We start from the raw sequence: 19,139 nt of genomic DNA, 5'->3' as shown, positions 1-19,139 counted from the left end.
ACCGTCGTTTCGGGGCGGCCTTCGGGCCGTCCCGCCATGACGAGCAGACAGTACGCAGCATGCCCAAGACAGCAAAACCGAAGCAGCCCGTCGACGTTGCCGATCTCACCAAGGCCCAGGCCAAGGTGGAATGGAAGCGGCTGGCGCTGGAGCTCGAGACCCACGACAGGCTCTATTATCAGGATGACGCGCCGAAGATCTCGGACGCCGCTTATGACGAGCTGCGTCGCCGTTTCAATGCGATCGAGAAGCGTTTCCCTGAGCTCGTCAGCAGCGAGTCTCCGTCACAGAAGGTCGGCGCGGCTCCCTCCGGCCGGTTCAAGAAAGTGCGGCACGCGGTGCCGATGCTGTCGCTCGACAACGCCTTCGCCGAGGAGGACGTGCGCGACTTCGTCGGCCGCATCGCGCGCTTCCTCAAGCTTGCCGACGATCGCATCGATTTCTCGGCCGAGCCGAAGATCGACGGGCTGTCGATGTCGCTACGCTATGAAGGCGGCGAGCTGGTCACCGCCGCGACCCGCGGTGACGGCGCCGAGGGCGAGGATGTCACCGCCAACATCCGCACCCTGAAGGACGTGCCGCACAAGCTGCACGGCCGCAACCTGCCCGACATCTGCGAAGTGCGCGGCGAGGTCTACATGACCAAGCAGGCCTTCCTCGCGCTCAACGAGCGCCAGAAGGAAGCGGGCGACACCATCTTCGCCAACCCGCGCAACTCCGCCGCAGGTTCGCTGCGGCAGAAGGATCCGGCCATCACCGCCTCGCGTCCCCTCGGCTTCTTCGCCTATGCCTGGGGCGAAATGAGCGCGATGCCGGCGGAGACGCAGAGCGGCATGATCAAATGGTTCGAGCGCTGCGGCTTCACCACCAATCCGCTCACGAGGCTCTGCCACTCGGTGGAGGAGCTGATCGCGTTCCATCATCACATCGAGGAGCAGCGCGCCGAGCTCGACTACGATATCGACGGCGTCGTCTACAAGGTCGACCGCATCGACTGGCAGGAGCGGCTCGGATTCGTGTCGCGCACGCCGCGCTGGGGCATCGCGCACAAGTTTCCGGCCGAGCGCGCCATGACCGTGCTCAAGGACATCGAGATCCAGGTCGGCCGCACCGGCTCGTTCACGCCGGTCGGCAAGCTTGAGCCGGTCGGTGTCGGCGGCGTCATCGTGCAGAACGTGACGCTGCACAATGAGGACTACATCAAGGGGATCGGCAACAAGGGCGAGGTGCTGCGCGAGGGCCGTGACATCCGGATCGGCGACACCGTCGTGATCCAGCGCGCCGGCGACGTCATCCCCCAAGTGGTCGACGTCCTCATCGACAAACGGCCGGAGCACGCCAAGGAATTCCACTTCCCGAAGACGTGCCCTTGTCCGCTGCATACCGACGTCGTGCGTGAGGAGATTGCGACCGGCGAGGAGGGCTCGCGCGCCCGCTGCACCGGCGAGTTCGCCTGTCCGTTCCAGAAGATCGAGCACCTCAAGCTGTTCGCCTCGCGCCGCGCTTTCGACATCGATGGTCTCGGCGAGAAGCAGATCCAATTCTTCTTCGACCAGGGCTGGGTCAAGGAGCCCGCCGACATCTTCACGCTGGCCGCACGCAACAGCAAGCTGAAGCTCGAGGAGATCGAGGGCTATGGCGAGACCTCGGTGCGCAATCTCTTCAATGCCATCGACGCGCGGCGCGAGATCGCGCTGGAGCGCTTCATCTTTGCGCTCGGCATGCGCCATGTCGGCGAGACCACGGCGCTGGCGCTGGCGCGGGGCTATGGCTCATGGGAGGCGTTCCATGAGGCCTGTCTCAAGGTCGCCAATGGCGACGAGGAGGCGATCGCGGAGATGGATGCGCTCGACCAGATCGGCGACACCGTGATCAAGAGCGTCGCCGCCTATTTCGGCGAGGACCACAACCGCGGCATCGTCGAGCGGCTGACGAAAGAGGTCAAGATCCTCGACGCGGAGAGGCCGAAGCGCAATTCGCCGATCGCCGCCAAGACTGTCGTGTTCACAGGCACGCTGGAAAAGATGACGCGCGATGAGGCCAAGGCGACTGCCGAGCGGCTCGGTGCGAAAGTGTCGGGATCGGTGTCGAAGAAGACGGACTACGTCGTCGCCGGTCCGGGGGCAGGCTCAAAGCTGAAGGACGCGCAAAAGCACGGCGTGCAGGTGCTCACCGAGGACGAGTGGCTGCAGCTGATCGGGGAGTAGCAGCTCCGCAGTGTTGGTTGCGACAGACGCTGGATGCGACACCAACAGTTGTCATCATCCGCGAAAGCGGATGATCCAGTATTCCACAGGCATTTGTCATAGGGCCGAGACGCCTCGGCCTACTGGATACCCGCCTGCGCGGGTATGACGCCGAGAGTGACGCGCGGTCGTGCAGTCGCTCACGTACCTCCCTCACATTACCCCGGCTTCGTCCTCTTCCGCCGTCTCGATCAGCTCCTTCGTCACCTTGATCTGCGTGCGCGGGACCAGGAAGATCATGCTGCAGGCGCAGGCGAGGGACAGGGTGAGCATCGCTGATGTCAGCGGCAGCGTGCTGCTGAAATGGCCGCCGAGCCAGGCGCCGAGCTGCGACGTCAGCGCGCCCACGCCCATTTGCAGGAATCCCATCGCGCCGGAAGCGGTGCCGGCTGCGCCCGGCCGGACGCTGATGGCACCGGCTGCGGAATTCGCCATCACGGCGGCATTGGCGAACATCAGCAGCATCTGCGTGCCGAACAGCACTGATGGCACCTGGTTGAAACCGAACAGGCTCCACGTGAAGTTCAGCGCGGCACTGGTGAGCTGCAGTCCCAATCCGAACCAGATCAGCCGATCGAGCGAATGGCGCGGCGCGTAGCGCACGCAGAACAGGTTGCCGACGAAATAGGCGAAGCCGGTGGTCGCAAACCACGCGCCATACTCCGCCGATGAGCGGCCCATCTGCACCTCGACGATATACGGCCCGCCGCCGGCGAAGGCGAAGATGATCTGCGACGCCAGCACCTGGCAGAGCATGTAGCCGAGGAAGGCGCGGCTCCTGACGAGCATGGCGACGTCGTGGCGGAAGCTCGCGCCTTCGATGCGGGCAGGGCGCGTTTCCGGCAGGGTCAAGGTCACGGCGATCGCGGTCACGATCGACAGCGCGGCGACGACGTAGAAGATGGCGTGCCAGCCGAACGCGATCTCGATCAGGCCGCCGGTCAGCGGCGACAGCATCTGCGCGATCATCATGACCGCGACGACGAGGCTGATCATCGCGCCGATGCGCTCGCGCGGATAGAGATCGCGGATGATGGCGCGGCTGATCACCATGCCGCTGGCGCCGCCGAGCGCCTGGAAGAAGCGCGCCGCGATCAGCTGGGGCAGGGTGTCGGCGAAGATGCAACTGACGCTTGCGACGATCGACAGCGCGAGCCCTGCAAGCATCACGGGGCGGCGGCCGAAGCGGTCGGAGAGCGGCCCGAGCAGCAGCTGCGAGATCGCGATGCCGGCCATGTAGAACGACACCGTCATCTGCACGACGGAGGCGTCGCGCCCGAACGTGGTCGCGAGCAGCGGCAGGGCCGGCACCAGCAGGTAAAGCGAGATCGGCGCCAGCCCGGTCATGACGACCAGGAGGACCAGCACGGTGCGCGAGGGGACGGCGCGCGGTGGCGCCGCCCCGGGCGGTCTGCTGATCATTCCATGCATGGTGCCGCTCAAATCAGGTGAACGCCCTGACTGTAGCGGCCTTCCGCTTCGCGGAAATGCCTGTTTCGGCATGCGCCCATGCGGGCAGCGGGACAGTTGGTAGCAGGGCGCGCGGATCGCTACAGTGGCGCAGTCGCCTGATCGAGCCAGCGCTGGTCGTTCTCGTCGAGCGCTGCACGGACGGTTTCCCTGACCCGGCCATGATAGGCGTCGAGCCACGCCCGTTCCTCGGCGGTCAGCATGGCGACGTCGATCAGGCGGCGGTCGATCGGCGCCAGGGTCAGCGCCTCGAAGCCGTTCATCGGCTTCTCCGCGTCCGCGACGTCCTTCGCCACCACGAGCTCGAGGTTCTCGATGCGGATGCCGAACGCGTCGGTCTTGTAGTAGCCGGGCTCGTTGGACAGGATCATGCCGCGCTTCAGCGGTGTCGTGCCGAGCTTCGAGATGCGCGCGGGTCCCTCGTGCACCGACAGATAGCTGCCGACGCCGTGACCGGTGCCGTGCTCGAAATCGATGCCGGCCTGCCACAGGAACTGCCGCGCCAGGGTGTCGAGCTGGGCGCCGGTAGCGCCATCGGGGAAGATCGCACGTGCGATCGCGAGGTGGCCGCGCAGCACGCGGGTGAAGCGGTCGCGCATCTCCTCAGTCGGCACGCCCACGGCGATCGTGCGGGTGACGTCGGTGGTGCCGTCCTGATATTGCGCGCCGGAATCGATCAGCAGCAGATCGCCCGGCATGATGCGGCGGTTGCTCTTGCGGGTGACGCGATAATGCACGATCGCGCCGTTGGGACCGGTACCCGAGATGGTCGGGAACGACACGTCCTTGAGCGCGCCGGTGTCGCGGCGAAAGCTCTCCAGCGCCTCGACCGCATCGATCTCCGTCAACGTGCCCTTCGGCGCCTCGCGATCGATGAAGGCCAGAAAGCGCACCAGCGCGACCGCATCGCGCTGATGGGCGCGCCGCGTACCGTCGATCTCCACCGCGTTCTTGGCGGCCTTGAGCAGGCTGACCGGATCGGCGCCGCGCACCGCCTTGCCGCCGGCGCCCTGGATCAGGCGCGTCAGGGCATCGGCTGCCGTGGCGCTGTCGAGCGCGATGGCTGCGCCGGATTGCGCGAGCTCGGTCAGGCGCGGTGTCAGCACGTCCGGCTCCGCCACCTCGGCGCTCTGCTCGAGATGATCGCGTGTCAGGTTCGAGAGCTTGCGGGAATCGATGAAGATGGTCGGACGTCCGGTCTTCGGCACCAGCGCATAGGACAGCGGCAGTGGCGTGTGCGAGACGTCGGCGCCGCGGATGTTGAAGGTCCAAGCGACGTTGTGGGAATCGGACAGCACCAGCGCCTCGACGCCGAGCCGCTCGATCTCCTGGCGGATCCGGCCGAGCTTGTCCGCCTCGCTCTCGCCGGATAATTCGGCGCCGTGGATGGATACGGCGCCGAGCGGCGGCAGCGGGCGTTCGGTCCAGATGCTGTCGACCGGGTTGCTCTCGACCGGCACCAGCTCCGCGCCGGCCTTGGCACAGGCGGCGGCCAGTCGTTCGGCCGCGGCCGTCGTATGCAGCCACGGATCGAAGCCGACGCGGTCACCGCTCTGCAGGTGTCGCGTCAGCCAACTCTCGGGCGGCGGCTCGATCAGCGATTCCACGGTCCAGGCCTTGCCGTCGACCTGCTTGCCGGCCTGCAGCGTATAGCGGCCGTCGACGAAGATCGCGGCGGCCTGCGGCAGCACGATCGCAAGGCCGGCCGATCCGGTGAAGCCGGTGAGCCACGCCAGCCTTTCCTCCGACGGTGGCACATACTCGTTCTGCTGCTGGTCGGCGCGCGGCACGATGAAGCCGGTCAGCTTGCGCCGTGCCAGCTCCTCGCGGAGAGCAGCCAGCCGCGCGGTCAGCGCCACGCCGGTTTCGGGTTCTTCGAACGTCTGGAACAGAGCTTCGAACATCGGTCTCATACTTTAGAAGTGGATCTTGCCGCGTCGGCGACGAATACTCCTCCAGCAGACAGTGCAGTGCACGAAGAATCTCCTTGCATTCGCCTGTGCAAAAAGATTTGCTGTCGCATGCCGGTCATCCGAAAGAGATGCGGCGAGGAAACGTATGGACGTGACGACCACGATCGTAAAGATCATCCACGGTCGCATGATCCGGGGAGTGCCTCAACTCAACGGCGAGGGGATGCACGATGCCTGCTTTTACCTTCGAAAAACTATCGGCGCCCGCGCCAAGTGGACCGGCGCCCGCACCGGCCGAGAAGCCGCGCAGTGCGCTGGCGGATCTCGTCAATCGTCTCGTCGCGCCGCGCGTTCGACGTGCCTCTCGTAGTCAGTCCGACTCCACCTCCCAGCAGAGCCAGCCGAAGACGTAATCGCGAGCTTGCCGCACCCAGCGTGCAGGTTCGATCCATGCCATGAGCTGATCCGCCTCACTGCTGCTTTTGCAGCAACAGGCTGCTCCACCCCTCGATTCTCAGATGCCGGACCGGAACCAGGCCGCGGGCACGATAGGCGGCGCAGACGGCGCGTGCCTGCGGGGTCAACAGGCCCGACAGGATCACGAAGGCCCCGGGCGCGAGGTGGCGCTGCATCGGCGCGGCCAGCTGGCGCAGCGGGTTGGCCAGGATATTCGCCAGCACCAGGTCGAAAGGGCCGCACCGGGCAAAGTCCGCGGCGGCGAAGCCGGTAGCACGGATGACCCGGACCAGGGGGCCTGCGCCGTTGAGCCGGGCGTTCTCCCGCGCCACCATGACCGAGGGCGCATCGATGTCGCTCGCCAGCACGGACCGGTGCGTCGCCTTGGCGGCGGCAATCGCGAGCACGCCGGTGCCGGTGCCGAGGTCGAGCACCCGTCGCGGCGCGCGGGTCTTGAGCACGTGATCGAGCAGCAGCAGGCAGCCGCGCGTGGTGCCGTGGTGACCGGTGCCGAAGGCGAGCGCCGCCTCGATCTCGATCCCGAGCTTGTTGCCGGGCACCCGCTGCCGGTCATGGCTGCCATGGACCATGAAGCGGCCGGCCGGCACCGGGACGAGGTCGTCCAGGCTGGCCTTGACCCAGTCCTTGGCCTCGACGACTTCGAATGCCAGGGTCTGGGCTACGTCGGAGCCCGCCGCCCCGCCGACGAGCTCCCGCACCAGCGTCTGATCCGGCGGATCGGCGAAATGAACCGTCACGTCCCAGCGGCCGTCCGGCCGCTCGAAGGCCGCGACCGCGGCATCACCTTCGAAGAACACCTCGGTCAGGACGTCGACGGCCGGGCGCGCGGTCGCTTCATCGGCAACGGTGAAGCTGGCCTTGTGGGTGGCGGGCGTGGTCGTTGAGGTCATCAAGGTGGATCCTGGCGAGATTTGACGGCGTGGTTAAGGGATTTGTCTGCCAACGCAAGCGATAGGACCGGAAATCTGCCAGGTTGGAACATTCAACGGTTGTATCTTGCCGCTGGCGGGGCGGCGTAAAAGTTGTGATTCAATTCCCGCAAAGAATCTCTGCAACTTGAACAGAGCGCCTTATCTCAACTTTAGGTTCTGGCCGCCTAATTTTCTCGTCATGGGAACCGGATGATCCTCGGTTCCTGGGTTGGGAAACGAGGTTCAGATGAAGACCACTCTGCTGAAGTTCTTGCGTGATGAATCTGGCGCCACCGCCATCGAATACGGCCTGATCGCAGCCGGCATCTCGCTGGCCATCATTGCCGCCGTCAACGGCCTGGGCAGCTCGCTCAGCAGCAAGTTCGAGTCGATCAACACGTCGCTGAAGTAATCCGCCTGACACGGCGTTCTCGAAGAACCGGGCCTCAGCGCCCGGTTTTTCTGCTTTTGGGGTGGGGGAATCTCGAAAGCAGGTCCACAGCATACCCACACGGCCGTGCACTGCTTATTGGATCGTTCATCCACTGCGCGTCCACAGCTTGTCCACACGGACGCCCACCCGCCTTTCCACCGCTTATCCTCAGCCGAACAGGGCGCGATGGTCGGACAGGATCGCCTGGGCCGCATTGTGGCCGGGGGCGCCGGTGACGCCGCCGCCGGGGTGGCTGCCCGAGCCGCAATGGTAGAGCCCTTTCAGCGGCGAGCGATAGTCGGCGTGACCGAGCATGGGGCGGGCCGAGAACAACTGGTTCAGGGTCAGCGCGCCGTGGAAGATGTCGCCCCCGATCAGCCCGAACTGGCGCTCGAGGTCGAGCGGTGACAGCACTTGCCGGCCGAGCACGCTGGCCGCAAAGCCCGGTGCATAACGGTCCACGGTCGCGATCATGAGGTCGGCGACCTCGTCGCGATGATTGTCCCAGGAACGGCCGTCCGGCAGCTCGGGCGCGACATGCTGGCAGAACAGGCTGGCGACGTGCTGGCCCGCGGGCGCCAGCGTCGGGTCGAGGGTGGAGGGAATCAGCAGCTCGACCACGGGATCGCGGCTCCAGCCATGCGCCCGCGCGTCGAGATAGGCTTGGTCCATGTAGCCGAGGCTCGGGCCGAGGATGATCCCGGCGGACAGATGGTCGCCGTCGCCCGGGAGCGCAATGAACGAGGGCAGCCGGTCGAGCGCCACGTTCATGCGGAACGTGCCCGAACCGCAGCGCCAGTTCCTGATGCGGCTCAGGAACGGCGCGGGCACGGCGCCGGCCGGCACCAGGCGCGTATAGAGCAGCTTCGGGTTCACGTTGGCGACGACATGGCGGGCGCGGATGGTGCGGCCATCCTCGAGCACGACGCCGACCGCGCGGTCGCGCTCGACGATCACCTCGCGCACGCCGGCCTCGACCTCGACCAGCGTTCCCAGCTCTTTCAGGCGCCCGGCCATCGCCTGCGTGATCGCGCCCATCCCGCCGATCGCATGGCCCCAGACGCCCTTCTTGCCGTTCACCTCGCCGAAGGCGTGATGCAGCATCACATAGGCCGAGCCGGCGGCGTAGGGGCTGGCATAGTTGCCGACGATGGCATCGAAGCCGAACAGCGCCTTCACCAGGTCGGTTTCGAAGATCTCGTCGAGCATCTCGCCGGCGGAGCGCGTGAACAGGTCGAGCAGATCGCGCTGCTGCTCCAGCGACAGTGCGCGCAGGGTGTTGGCGGTGCCGAGCGCGTTGAAGGCCTCGCGGATCGCCGACAGCCCGAACTGGGCGACCAGGTTTGGTGGCGCCCGCAGCACGAGGCTGCGCAGCACGTCCGCGATGGCCTCGAGCCGTGCCGAGAACGGGCCGATCGCGTCGGCGTCGCGCTGGCTCAGTCGCGCAACCGAAGCCAGCGTGCGACCCTCGCCCGTCAGCAGATAGCGACCGTCGGGCGAGGGCAGGAAGTTCTGCGCCCGGCGCTCGACGATCTCCAGCCCGTGCTCTTGCAGCTTCAGGTCGGAGATGACGCGCGAATTGAGCAGGCTCACGGTGTAGGACGCGACGGAGTTGCGGAAGCCCGGATGAAACTCCTCGGTGACCGCGGCGCCGCCGACCACCTTGCGGCGCTCGACCACATGCACGCGCAGGCCCGCCATCGCGAGGTAGGCCGCACAGGTCAGGCCATTATGGCCGGCACCGATGATGATGACCTCGGTTTCATTCATGTCAGCTTCAAAAAGCCCTGTTTAATGACCCGCACCGGGAACCTCGGCTGGTGCTGTCGCGCCGGATGGCTGCGACGTCAAGGGAAACTCCATTTTGCCTCAGCTCCTCGCCATACCGCCCTGCGATCCGCTATGTCTCGTCTGCTCATCGCGGTCCGGTCTTGGCATCTGATGCCGGCCGCGCCGCTGCCGGAGTTGTCATGACCTCAATCGCCTCGCCCGCCGCCGTCGCTCAGCCCTCTGCCGCACGCAACCGGCTGGTGCTCGTCGTCTATACCGCCGCAATTTTCGTCAGCGCGCTGCTGCTGTTCTCGGTGCAGCCGCTGTTCACCAAGATGGTGCTGCCGCGGCTCGGCGGCTCGCCGGCGGTGTGGTCGGTGGCAATGGTGTTCTTCCAGACCTTGCTGCTCGCGGGTTATGCCTATGCGCATTTTCTCACCCAGCTGCCCAGCCGGGTGCTCCCGATCGCGATTCATCTGCTGCTGCTCGGTTTCGCCATCCTGACGTTGCCGCTGTCGATCGCGAGCAGCTGGGGCGACCCGCCCAGCTCCGGTTACGGGCTTTGGCTGCTCGGCCTGTTCACCGTGTCGATCGGCCTGCCGTTCTTCGCGCTCGCTGCCAACAATCCGCTGCTGCAGGCGTGGTTCGTGCGCTCAGGTCATCCGGCCGCACCCGACCCGTATTTCCTCTATGCATCGTCGAACATCGGCAGCTTCCTGGCGCTGTTGTCCTATCCTCTGCTGATCGAGCCGATCTTCAGCCTGCGCGTGCAGAACCTGATCTGGACCGGCGGCTATGGCCTCCTGATCGCGCTGATCGCCGGCTGCGGCGTCCTGCTGCTGCGGTCGCCGGTGATCGTCACGAGCCTGCTGCACACCGGGGACAGCAATGCCCCGGCGCCACGCTGGCTGCTGCGTCTGCGCTGGATCTTCCTGGCCGCGGTGCCCTCCGGCCTGCTGATTGCGGTGACCGCGCATATCTCCACCGATGTCGCGGCCGCGCCCTTGCTGTGGGTGCTGCCGCTGTCGCTCTATCTGTTGACCTGGGTGCTGGTGTTCCAGTCGCGGCCGTTGCTGCCGCACAAATGGATGCTGGCGCTACAGCCGCTTGCGATCGCCGGCGTCGTCGTCCTGCTCGCTTTTGGCGGCGAGCAGAATCTCGCGCTCACGCTCGGCGGCCATCAGCTCTGCTTCTTCATCATCGCCATGGCCTGCCATGGCGAGCTCGCGCGCACGCGCCCGCCGGCCAAGTATCTCACCGGCTTCTATGTCGCGCTGTCGTTCGGCGGCATGGTCGGCGGCCTGTTCGCCGGCCTGATCGCCCCCTTCACCTTCTCATGGGTTGCCGAATATCCGATCCTGCTGGCGCTCGCGGCGCTGTGCCGGCCGGCGGCCAATGAGCGCTTGCCACGGATCACGCGCTGGTACTGGCTCCTGCTCGCGGTCATTGCCCTCGCGCTGCTGGTGCCCGCCGGAATGACCGGCAAGCTCACGACCTATCTCGAGGACCACCGCGTCTATGTCGCGGGCGCCGTGGGCGTGCTCGCCGTGCTGCTCGCTCTGCTGCTGAACGGTGGCCGCTGGAAGGTGTTCGCGACGGCCGCGCTCGCGCTCGTCCTGATCCGCGCCTATCCGGCCGATGACGGCCGCGTCGAGACGGTGCGCAGCTTCTTCGGCGTGCACAAGATCGTGGTGACCTCCGACGGGCACTATCACGTGCTGATGCATGGCACGACCATCCACGGCGCGCAGAAATATCTCAACGCCGACGGCTCCAAGGTGACGGGGCGGCCCGAGCCGATCACCTACTATCACAAGGACGGCGGCATCGGCCGCGCCATCACCGCGATCCGCGAGCGCAAGGGCGCGCCGCTCAAGGTCGCCGTGATCGGCGTCGGCGCCGGCACGCTCACTTGCGCAGCCGAGCCCGGCGAGAGCTGGAAATTCTTCGAGATCGACCAGACCATGGTCGATACCGCCAGCGACCCGAAATATTTCAGCTACATCAGAAACTGCGCGCCGGACTTCAAGCCTGTCATCGGCGATGCCAGGCTGACCTTCGCCAAGGAGCCGGACGGCGCCTACGATCTCATCATCGTCGATGCCTATTCCTCGGATGCGATTCCGATCCATCTGGCGACGGAGGAGGCGATGGCGATCTACAAGGCGAAGCTGGCGCCGCAGGGCGCCGTCGTGATGCACGTCTCCAATCGGCATCTGGAGCTGGAGAGCGTCGTCGTCGGCATCGCCGACGCCAACGACCTGAAGAGCTGGGTCTACAACGAGGACTCCGGCCGCGACGACGAGTACATCTTCTCCACCGACGTCGTCATCAGCGCGCGCGAGGACGCCGACGTCGGCACGCTGGCTTCCTCGGACAAGTGGACCGAAACCGAGCCGACCGACGGCGAGCGGGTCTGGACCGACGATTATTCGAACATTCTCGGCGCCGTGTATCGGCGGCTGCGCGACGGCGAGTAACAGGGCACTGCCGCCGTTCGACGTCGCCGGGCCCGGATCGCCGTGATAATGGCGTCTGCGCTCAAAGAGGTGCGCGCCTCGTCGGTGGCGGGCCTCGGTTGCATTGCCGCATCTATTTCTCGACCGTCTGATCGCCGACTTTGCTGTACCGCATCGCAAAACACAGTGGTTACGCGCTTTCTGCGTGGGCCTCTGTTGCGTGCCCGTCATGACCATGCTACCTTGAGGTGCGCCCCTCATTTGAAGTCGGTACTTTGCGCGTCTTCGAATGGGTGGGTTGGGGCACGCACGCGCAGTCGAGCTGGATCGCAAACTGAGCGGTGAGGGACCGGTCTGGTCGTCTCGCCCTGAGCGAACGATCGCGCGGACGCTGTCCAGATCGAGGTGCTGTTCGTCCGGGCGGAGCCAGCGGTTCGGACGAGAGATGATTGTTCGCGACTAGATTTCGTTCGACTACAAAATGCCGGCCGCATCAAAGCAGGCCGGCTTCACATGGGAGGAGGGGTTCAATGAAGCGTCTTTGGATTGCCGGTGCGTCTGCCTTGTTGTCGATGGCGCTCGGTCTCGGCTCCGCGGGAGCCGCGGACAAGAAGGTCCTCGCCTTCGTCGTCAACGGCGCGTCCGACTTCTGGAAGATCGCCGAAGCCGGCGTCAAGAAGGCGCAAGGCGAGCTGCCCAATTACAACCTGCAGCTCAAATATCCCGAGCAGGCGGCAGCCGCCGTGCAGCAGCGGATGCTGGATGACCTCGTCGCGGCCGGGGCCGCCGGAATCATGGTGAGCGCCGTCGATCCGAAGAACCAGACTGAGCACCTCAACAAGATTGCCGCACAGACGGTGCTCTTCACCACCGACAGCGACGCTCCGCAATCGAAGCGCATCGCCTATATCGGCTCCTCCAATACCGAGCTCGGCAAGGATGCCGGCAAGCTGATGCTGAAGGCGCTGCCGAATGGCGGCAAGTGCGTCGGTTTCGTCGGCCTGCTCGGGGCTGACAACGCCCGCGAGCGCATCGAAGGCGTGAAGGCGACCATCAAGGGATCGAAGGTCGAGCTGGTCGACGTACGCGGCGACGAGATCGACCAGACCCGGGCCAAGCGCAATGTCGAGGACATCCTGGCGGCGATGCCGGACGTCAGTTGTCTGGTCGGCTTCTATTCCTACAACACGCCGCGCATCTACGAGGTGCTGAAGGAGGCCGGCAAGCTCGGCAAGATCAAGGTCATCGGCTTCGACGAGGATCCGATCACGCTCGGCGGCGTGAAGGACGGCGCGATCGAGGGCACGGTGGTGCAGCAGCCGTTCGAGTGGGGCTATCAGGGCATGAAGCTGATGGCGAAGGTCGTGCAGGGCGACAAGTCCGGCGTTCCGGCCAACGGCATCATCATCGTGCCCGGCAAGGTGATCGAGAAGTCCAACGTCGACGACTTCATGGCGCAGATGAAGCAGATGCTGAAGAAGTGACGCGACGGCCGGCGTGCGCGAGCCCTTCCTTGAGCTGATCGACATCGGCAAGACCTATCCTGGCGTGGTCGCGCTCGACCACGCCAGCCTGTCGGTCGCGCCCGGCGAGGTGATCGCCCTGGTCGGCGAGAACGGCGCCGGCAAGTCGACCTTGATGCGCGTGCTCGGCGGCGTGGTGGAGCCGAGCAGCGGCACGATCCGGATCGATGGCGTGGCGCGGGCCAGCTACACGGTGGCGGACGCGATCGCGTCCGGCATCGCCTTCGTCCACCAGGAGCTGAACCTGTTCGACAATCTCGATGTCGCAGGCAACGTCTTCATCGGCCGCGAGCCGGTCTATGGCGGCCCGCTGCGGCTGATCGACCGCAAGACGCTGCGGGCCAAGGTGCGTCCGCTGATCGCGCGCCTCGCCGCTGATTTCGAGCCGGATACGCCGCTCGCCGAGCTGTCCTTGGCGCAGCGCCAGCTGGTCGAGATCATCAAGGCTTTGTCGCTCGACGCGCGCTGCGTCATCATGGACGAGCCGACCTCCAGCCTGACGCTGTCGGAAACCGAGCGGCTGATGCAGGTCATCGCCGGCCTGAAGGCGGACGGGGTCAGCGTCATCTTCATCACGCATCGCCTGAACGAAGTCATGCAATGCGCCGATCGCGCCATTGTGCTGCGCGACGGCCGCATGGTCGGCGCGCTTGCGCAAGACGAGCTCAGTCCTGCCGCGATGATCAGGCTGATGATCGGCCGGGACCTGCGGTCGCTCTACGTGCCGCCGGCCGCGCCGCCCGGCGAAGCCGTGCTCGACGTGGTGGAGGCCGTGACCGCGACCTATCCCAACCAGGCCGTCAGCCTGCAGCTCCGGCGCGGCGAGATCCTCGGGCTTGCAGGTCTCGTCGGCTCCGGCCGCACCGAGCTCGCGCGCGGCATCTTCGGCGTCGAGCCGCTGCTGGCCGGGGGCATCAGCCTGGAGGGCGAGCCGATCCGCATCTCGACGCCGCGCGCGGCGATCGATCGCGGCATCTATCTCATTCCGGAAGACCGCAAGGCTTGCGGCCTGCTGCTCGACCTGTCGATCGCCGAGAACATCTCGCTGCCGGATCTCGCCTCCTATCTCAGCTTTGGACTTGTCGACATCAGGCGTGAGACCGAGAATGCCGATCGGCAGCGCGAACGGCTCAAGATCCGGGCGTCCGACGTCAAGGTCTCGGTCGACACCTTGTCCGGCGGCAACCAGCAGAAGGTCGTGCTCGCCAAATGGCTGTCGATGCGGCCAAAGGTCCTGATCTTCGACGAGCCGACCCGGGGCATCGATGTCGGCGCCAAACAGGAGATCTACGACATGCTGCGGCGTCTGGCGGATTCCGGCGTCGCGATCCTGATGATCTCGAGTGACATGGAGGAGGTGATCGGGGTGAGCGACCGGATCGCAGTGATGCATGAAGGCATGATTTCGGGCTTCCTGGCCCGCAACGAGTTCAGCGAGCACAACGTGCTTCAGCTCGCCGTCGGCCATACCGTCTGAGCGAGGGCGCCCGTGCAGAAGAAAGATCTCAGCCTGCTGATCCTGATCCTGGTGGTCGGCGCCGTCGTGGCCTTCATCAACCCGCGCTTCCTGCTGGTCGGCAACCTCTCCAATACCGCCAACCAGGTCGGCATGTTCGGCATTTTCTCGATCGCGGAGGCCTTCGTCATCATCGTCGGCGGCATCGAGCTCGCCGTCGGCTCGGTGATCGCGTTGCTCGGCGTGCTGTTCATCGACCTCATCGTCAACCGGGACGTCGACTGGATCGCCGCCTTGTTCCTCATCCTCGCCGGCGGCATCGCCATCGGCTTGGTCCATGGCACGCTGGTCACCAAGATGCGCATCCAGCCCTTCGTGGTGACCCTGTGCGGGCTGCTGATCTACCGCGGCGCGGCGCGCTACTACACCGAGGATGCCACCGCCGGCTTCGGCTATGGCGCAAGCTTCCCGGCGCTGGAATGGCTGGCCGCCGGCCGCACCGATGTCCTCGGCTTTCCGCTGCCGCATAGCGTCGTGGCGCTCGTCATCGTGGCCGGCATCGCCTGGCTGGTGCTGCACCGCTCGGTGTACGGCCGTTATTTCTACGCGGTCGGCAAGAACGAGGAGGCGGCGCGCTACTCCGGCATCCGGTCCGATCGGGTCACGATAGCGGCCTATGTGATCTGCGGCGGGCTGACAGCGCTGGCCGCGGTCCTGCTCGCGATGTACACCCGCTCGATCTCGCCGGCGGTACACGGCTCGTTCTACGAGCTCTATGCGATCGCCGCGGCGGTGCTCGGGGGCTGTTCGCTGCGCGGCGGCGAGGGCTCGGTCATCGGCGTCGTGCTCGGCACGATCCTGCTGCAGATGCTGCAGAACCTGGTCAATCTGCTGGGCATCCCGAGCTCGCTCAATTTCGCCGTGATGGGCACGGTGATCCTGATCGGCGTGCTGGCCGATCAGTATTTCGTGCAGCGGCGCACGCGCATGCCGACGGCCCGCGGGCAGGCCAGCGCCGATCGCGCGTCCGCCTCGCTCGAGCGGGTCAACGCCGAGTGAGGAGGCGCCGATGCGCTGCGTAACAGCGCCCGGCCGCGAGGATCAATGCGCAATCAGTCCTGATAGGTGTAGTAGCCGCGCGGCTGATAATAAGAGCGCGGCTGGTAATAGCGCGGCTGCGCATAGCTCGGATTGCCGTTTTGGTAATCGTACTGCTGCTGCTGCGGATAGGCCTGCGCGTCGTAGACGCGCCGGGCCGTGCCGCGCGGCGCCGGATAGCGCACGCCGTTGTCGCTGCCGTCGGCGGGATAGATGTAGCCGTCATCGGGCCGCTGCTGCGGAACGACCTGGCGTCCCGGCAGCATCTGTGGCTGCGGCGTCAGCACGACCGGCTCGCCACTGTCGTCATACTGCTGCGGCACGTCGCGGCGGGCAACAGCGGTGCCGCGGCGTGGATTGCGCGCCAGCGCCACCTCGGCCGAGCCGGTCAGGGTCACCGTGGTGTTGAGCACGCCGTCCTTTTGCACCAGGTCGTAGAGCGTCGTGGCATTCGCCTTCGACAGCCGGACGCAGCCGTGAGACGCGGGGGTGCCGAGCCGGCCCTCCGAATCGGTGCCGTGAATGGCGTGGCCGACCTTGGTGAAGAAGATTGAGTGCGGCATCGGCGCGTCGTCGAACTCCTTGGAAAAATGATCCGCTTCCATGCGGAAGGCGCGGAACGAGCCATTGGGCGTTTCGCGCGAGGGAATGCCGGTCGAGACCGGCCACCGGTAGCGCTCGACGCCATCGACGGCGACCGTCATGATCTGGTTGTTCTTGTCGACGGTGATGTCGATCTTGGCCAGAGCTGGCGTGGCCGACAGAAAGGCGAAGCCGGCAACTGCAAAAAGGATGGTACGCATCTAACCTCTGGCCTCCAGGGCCCTCGACTGTGGAGAGACCTCAAACGGGACTTCGACAACGCCCAGGTCATCGCCTCGGCCTGCACTATGTCGGAATTGCGGGCTTTGTTCCAGCCGAGGGCACCCTCAACCTTAATGGCGGGCAGGGACCGGACAAAGGCTCCCCGCGTTCATCGGCGCTGACATTTTCGCGACCCGCGGATGGCCTTTCATTCCGGCGCTTAGGACCTCTCTAATCGGTCCAATTCGTCACGACCGCGCAACTTTTTGGCCGCATCCGCGTTTCAAGAATTCCTCCATGCGGTTTCCAGGATTCAAAATGCTGACGATGAAGGCCAAGACGGCGGTGCTCGACAATCGCGCGCCGCAGAAGCTGACCTATCTGCTCGCCGCGCTCGCGCTGGTCATCCTGGCGCTGGCCTGGCTGGCGCTGCCGCAATTCGCCCATGCCCAGGGCATCATCCGTGGCGCCCATGAAGGGGCCCACGAAGGCAACCGCATCGCCGGCCCGGTCGGCGGCGTCGTCGGAGGCGCGGTCGGTGCGGGTGTCGGCGGAGCCGTGGGCGCCGTCGAGGGCGTGCTCGGCATTCCACACCGCTCCTATTACCACCGGCACTATCACTGCCGGGGATACCGCGATGGCTACGGCCGCTTCCACTGCTACCGCTGAGCTGGAACGCCGCCCCCGATGCCGGCTCAATGCTTGAGCCGGTATCCGGTCTTGAAGATCCACCAGATGATCGCCATGCAGATCGCCAGGAACAGCAGCGTCACGCCGACGCTGATTTCCACCCTGACGTCGGCGATCTCGTAAAAGCTCCAGCGAAAGCCGGAGATCAGGTAGACCACCGGGTTGAGCAGCGCGATCGAATGCCATGTCGGCGGCAGCATGTTCACCGAGTAGAAGCTGCCGCCGAGGAAGGTCAGCGGCGTCACCACCAGCATCGGGACCATCTGCAGCTTCTCGAAGCCGTCGGCCCAGATGCCGATGATGAACCCGAACAGGCTGAAGGTCACGGCCGTCAGCACCAGGAACGCCAGCATCCACACCGGGTGCTGGATGTGCAGCGGTACGAACAGGCCGGCGGTAGCGAGGATGATCAGCCCGAGAATGATGGATTTCGTCGCGGCCGCGCCGACATAGCCGAGCACGATCTCGAAATGCGAGATCGGCGCCGAGAGGATCTCGTAGATCGTGCCGATGAATTTCGGGAAGTAGATTCCGAACGAGGCGTTGGAGATGCTCTGGGTCAGCACCGACAGCATCACGAGGCCGGGCACGATGAAGGTGCCGTAGCTGACGCCCTCGACCTGGCTGATGCGCGAGCCGATCGCGGCGCCGAACACGACGAAGTAGAGCGAGGTCGACACGACGGGCGACACGATGCTCTGCAGCAGCGTGCGCCAGGTGCGTGCCATTTCGAACTTGTAGATTGCGGCGACCGCGCGAAAATTCATTGCCGCACCAGGCTCACGAAGATGTCTTCCAGGGATGATTGCTTGGTCTCGAGATCGACGAAGCGGATGCCGGCGGTCCTGAGATCGCCGAGCAGGCTGGTGATGCCGGTGCGCTCGCCTTTGGTATCGTAGTCATAGGCGAGCCGCCAGCCGTCGTCCGACAGCGCGAGATCATAGGGCGCGAGCGCCTCGGGGACGGCTTCGATCCGGTGCTGCAGATGCAGGCTCAGCCGCTTCCGGCCGAGCTTTGCCATCAGCTTGGCCTTGTCCTCGACCAGGACGATCTCGCCCTTGTTGATGACGCCGACGCGATCGGCCATTTCCTCGGCTTCCTCGATGTAGTGCGTGGTGAGAATGATGGTGACGCCGGCGGCCTTGAGCTCGCGCACGACGTCCCACATGCCCTTGCGCAGCTCGACGTCGACGCCGGCGGTCGGCTCGTCCAGGAACAGCACCTGCGGCTCATGCGACAGCGCCTTGGCGATCATCACGCGGCGCTTCATCCCGCCGGACAGCGTGATGATCTTGGCGTCCTTCTTGTCCCAGAGCGAGAGGTCCTTGAGGATCTTCTCGATCAGGGCGGGGTTGTTGGGCTTGCCGAACAGTCCCCGGCTGAAGCTGACCGTGGCCCATACGGTCTCGAACGAATCGGTGTGCAGCTCCTGCGGCACCAGCCCGATCAGCGCCCGCGCGGCGCGATAGTCGCGGTTGATGTCGTGGCCGCCGACCGCGACCTTGCCCGTAGACGCATTGACGATGCCGCAGATGATGCTGATCAGCGTCGTCTTGCCGGCGCCGTTGGGCCCGAGCAGCGCGAAGATCTCGCCCCGCTCGATCGCGAGATCGACATTGTTGAGTGAGGTGAAGCCCGAGGAATAGGTCTTCGACAGGCCGGTAACGGAAATGACGGGAGGCATCACGAGGGAATTCGATCCGAGGGATTCGAAAAGGGCAGGGAGCTGCGCGAAGGAGGGGGCGCAGGCGCGGGCGAAGCGCTCAGATAGGAACGGCGGTGCGTTACCGCAATCGCGCGCGCCGCTCTCGATCGTGTCGCTTGTTGGGCTTTTCCGTGGCCGACGCCGGTGAGTGTTGCTGCGCAGCCACGTCTGGGGGAGGAACGCG

General features: G+C 65.7%; 14 protein-coding genes. 7 read left to right on the top strand and 7 right to left on the bottom strand.

What is annotated here, in order from left to right; all coding sequences use genetic code 11:
- The first annotated feature begins 59 nt into the window (after window positions 1-59).
- On the top strand, window positions 60-2,207 hold the full coding sequence (ligA, locus tag QX135_RS22940) for an NAD-dependent DNA ligase LigA (RefSeq protein ID WP_315736794.1): 2,148 nt from the start codon (window positions 60-62) through the stop codon (window positions 2,205-2,207).
- A gap of 192 nt (window positions 2,208-2,399) precedes the next feature.
- Here ligA and QX135_RS22935 read toward each other — a convergent pair whose 3' ends face one another.
- From QX135_RS22935 to QX135_RS22925, 3 genes are all read right to left on the bottom strand, one after another.
- Complete coding sequence (locus tag QX135_RS22935) at window positions 2,400-3,677, bottom strand: multidrug effflux MFS transporter (RefSeq protein WP_315811277.1); 1,278 nt, start codon at window positions 3,675-3,677, stop codon at window positions 2,400-2,402.
- A gap of 119 nt (window positions 3,678-3,796) precedes the next feature.
- The gene (locus tag QX135_RS22930) at window positions 3,797-5,620 is read right to left on the bottom strand and encodes an aminopeptidase P family protein (RefSeq protein WP_315778772.1); all 1,824 of its coding nucleotides are present in this window, start codon (window positions 5,618-5,620) and stop codon (window positions 3,797-3,799) included.
- A 479-nt stretch (window positions 5,621-6,099) separates the two neighbouring features.
- The gene (locus QX135_RS22925; RefSeq protein ID WP_315736799.1) at window positions 6,100-6,996 is read right to left on the bottom strand and encodes a 50S ribosomal protein L11 methyltransferase; all 897 of its coding nucleotides are present in this window, start codon (window positions 6,994-6,996) and stop codon (window positions 6,100-6,102) included.
- 268 nt (window positions 6,997-7,264) lie between these two features.
- On the opposite strand from QX135_RS22925, the gene QX135_RS22920 reads away from it, so the two are divergent.
- Window positions 7,265-7,429, top strand: coding sequence for a Flp family type IVb pilin (locus tag QX135_RS22920; RefSeq protein ID WP_315736801.1), 165 nt, complete (start codon window positions 7,265-7,267; stop codon window positions 7,427-7,429).
- A 189-nt stretch (window positions 7,430-7,618) separates the two neighbouring features.
- Here the strand turns inward: QX135_RS22920 and QX135_RS22915 are convergent, their stop codons facing one another.
- Window positions 7,619-9,220 (bottom strand): NAD(P)/FAD-dependent oxidoreductase, encoded by a 1,602-nt coding sequence (locus tag QX135_RS22915; RefSeq protein WP_316178603.1) that lies wholly within the window; start codon window positions 9,218-9,220, stop codon window positions 7,619-7,621.
- A 200-nt stretch (window positions 9,221-9,420) separates the two neighbouring features.
- Here QX135_RS22915 and QX135_RS22910 point away from each other — a divergent pair, with 200 nt between their 5' ends.
- The 4 genes from QX135_RS22910 to QX135_RS22895 all read left to right on the top strand — a co-directional run bounded on the left by QX135_RS22910 (window position 9,421) and on the right by QX135_RS22895 (window position 15,717).
- Window positions 9,421-11,700: a fused MFS/spermidine synthase gene (locus QX135_RS22910; RefSeq protein ID WP_316178604.1), complete on the top strand. Its 2,280-nt coding sequence runs from the start codon at window positions 9,421-9,423 to the stop codon at window positions 11,698-11,700.
- A 509-nt stretch (window positions 11,701-12,209) separates the two neighbouring features.
- On the top strand, window positions 12,210-13,163 hold the full coding sequence (locus QX135_RS22905) for a sugar-binding protein (RefSeq protein WP_316178606.1): 954 nt from the start codon (window positions 12,210-12,212) through the stop codon (window positions 13,161-13,163).
- Window positions 13,164-13,176: 13 nt separating this feature from the next.
- Window positions 13,177-14,679, top strand: a complete 1,503-nt coding sequence (locus tag QX135_RS22900) for a sugar ABC transporter ATP-binding protein (RefSeq protein ID WP_316178608.1) — start codon at window positions 13,177-13,179, stop codon at window positions 14,677-14,679.
- A gap of 12 nt (window positions 14,680-14,691) precedes the next feature.
- The gene (locus QX135_RS22895) at window positions 14,692-15,717 is read left to right on the top strand and encodes an ABC transporter permease (protein WP_315755099.1); all 1,026 of its coding nucleotides are present in this window, start codon (window positions 14,692-14,694) and stop codon (window positions 15,715-15,717) included.
- A 53-nt stretch (window positions 15,718-15,770) separates the two neighbouring features.
- Here the strand turns inward: QX135_RS22895 and QX135_RS22890 are convergent, their stop codons facing one another.
- Window positions 15,771-16,559 carry a L,D-transpeptidase gene (locus QX135_RS22890; RefSeq protein WP_315755100.1) on the bottom strand — a complete coding sequence of 263 codons (789 nt, stop codon included), beginning with the start codon at window positions 16,557-16,559 and terminating at the stop codon, window positions 15,771-15,773.
- Between the two features lie 319 nt (window positions 16,560-16,878).
- Between QX135_RS22890 and QX135_RS22885 the strand changes: the two genes are divergently transcribed.
- A complete protein-coding gene (locus tag QX135_RS22885; protein ID WP_316178609.1) occupies window positions 16,879-17,229 on the top strand; it encodes a hypothetical protein in 351 nt (116 codons plus the stop codon).
- Window positions 17,230-17,255: 26 nt separating this feature from the next.
- Here QX135_RS22885 and QX135_RS22880 read toward each other — a convergent pair whose 3' ends face one another.
- Together QX135_RS22880 and QX135_RS22875 are read right to left on the bottom strand one after the other, a co-directional pair.
- Window positions 17,256-18,017, bottom strand: a complete 762-nt coding sequence (locus QX135_RS22880; RefSeq protein WP_315736810.1) for an ABC transporter permease — start codon at window positions 18,015-18,017, stop codon at window positions 17,256-17,258.
- On the bottom strand, window positions 18,014-18,934 hold the full coding sequence (locus QX135_RS22875) for an ABC transporter ATP-binding protein (RefSeq protein ID WP_315755102.1): 921 nt from the start codon (window positions 18,932-18,934) through the stop codon (window positions 18,014-18,016). Before QX135_RS22875 ends, QX135_RS22880 begins: the two co-directional genes overlap by 4 nt.
- Window positions 18,935-19,139: the final 205 nt, after the last annotated feature.

The organism is Bradyrhizobium sp. SZCCHNR1098, assembly GCF_032489375.1.
In the GTDB taxonomy this organism is placed as follows: domain Bacteria; phylum Pseudomonadota; class Alphaproteobacteria; order Rhizobiales; family Xanthobacteraceae; genus Bradyrhizobium.
The sequence above is the reverse complement of the archived record's forward strand: the minus strand, read 5'-3'. Positions and strand labels throughout refer to the sequence as shown.

Excerpts from the sequence above, each read along its gene's own strand:
- ligA (WP_315736794.1), top strand. The coding sequence starts at position 60 with ATGCCCAAGACAGCAAAACCGAAGCAGCCCGTCGACGTTGCCGATCTC.
- QX135_RS22935 (WP_315811277.1), bottom strand. The coding sequence starts at position 3,677 with ATGCATGGAATGATCAGCAGACCGCCCGGGGCGGCGCCACCGCGCGCC.
- QX135_RS22930 (WP_315778772.1), bottom strand. The coding sequence starts at position 5,620 with ATGTTCGAAGCTCTGTTCCAGACGTTCGAAGAACCCGAAACCGGCGTG.
- QX135_RS22925 (WP_315736799.1), bottom strand. The coding sequence starts at position 6,996 with ATGACCTCAACGACCACGCCCGCCACCCACAAGGCCAGCTTCACCGTT.
- QX135_RS22920 (WP_315736801.1), top strand. The coding sequence starts at position 7,265 with ATGAAGACCACTCTGCTGAAGTTCTTGCGTGATGAATCTGGCGCCACC.
- QX135_RS22915 (WP_316178603.1), bottom strand. The coding sequence starts at position 9,220 with ATGAATGAAACCGAGGTCATCATCATCGGTGCCGGCCATAATGGCCTG.
- QX135_RS22910 (WP_316178604.1), top strand. The coding sequence starts at position 9,421 with ATGACCTCAATCGCCTCGCCCGCCGCCGTCGCTCAGCCCTCTGCCGCA.
- QX135_RS22905 (WP_316178606.1), top strand. The coding sequence starts at position 12,210 with ATGAAGCGTCTTTGGATTGCCGGTGCGTCTGCCTTGTTGTCGATGGCG.
- QX135_RS22890 (WP_315755100.1), bottom strand. The coding sequence starts at position 16,559 with ATGCGTACCATCCTTTTTGCAGTTGCCGGCTTCGCCTTTCTGTCGGCC.
- QX135_RS22885 (WP_316178609.1), top strand. The coding sequence starts at position 16,879 with ATGCTGACGATGAAGGCCAAGACGGCGGTGCTCGACAATCGCGCGCCG.
- QX135_RS22880 (WP_315736810.1), bottom strand. The coding sequence starts at position 18,017 with ATGAATTTTCGCGCGGTCGCCGCAATCTACAAGTTCGAAATGGCACGC.
- QX135_RS22875 (WP_315755102.1), bottom strand. The coding sequence starts at position 18,934 with ATGCCTCCCGTCATTTCCGTTACCGGCCTGTCGAAGACCTATTCCTCG.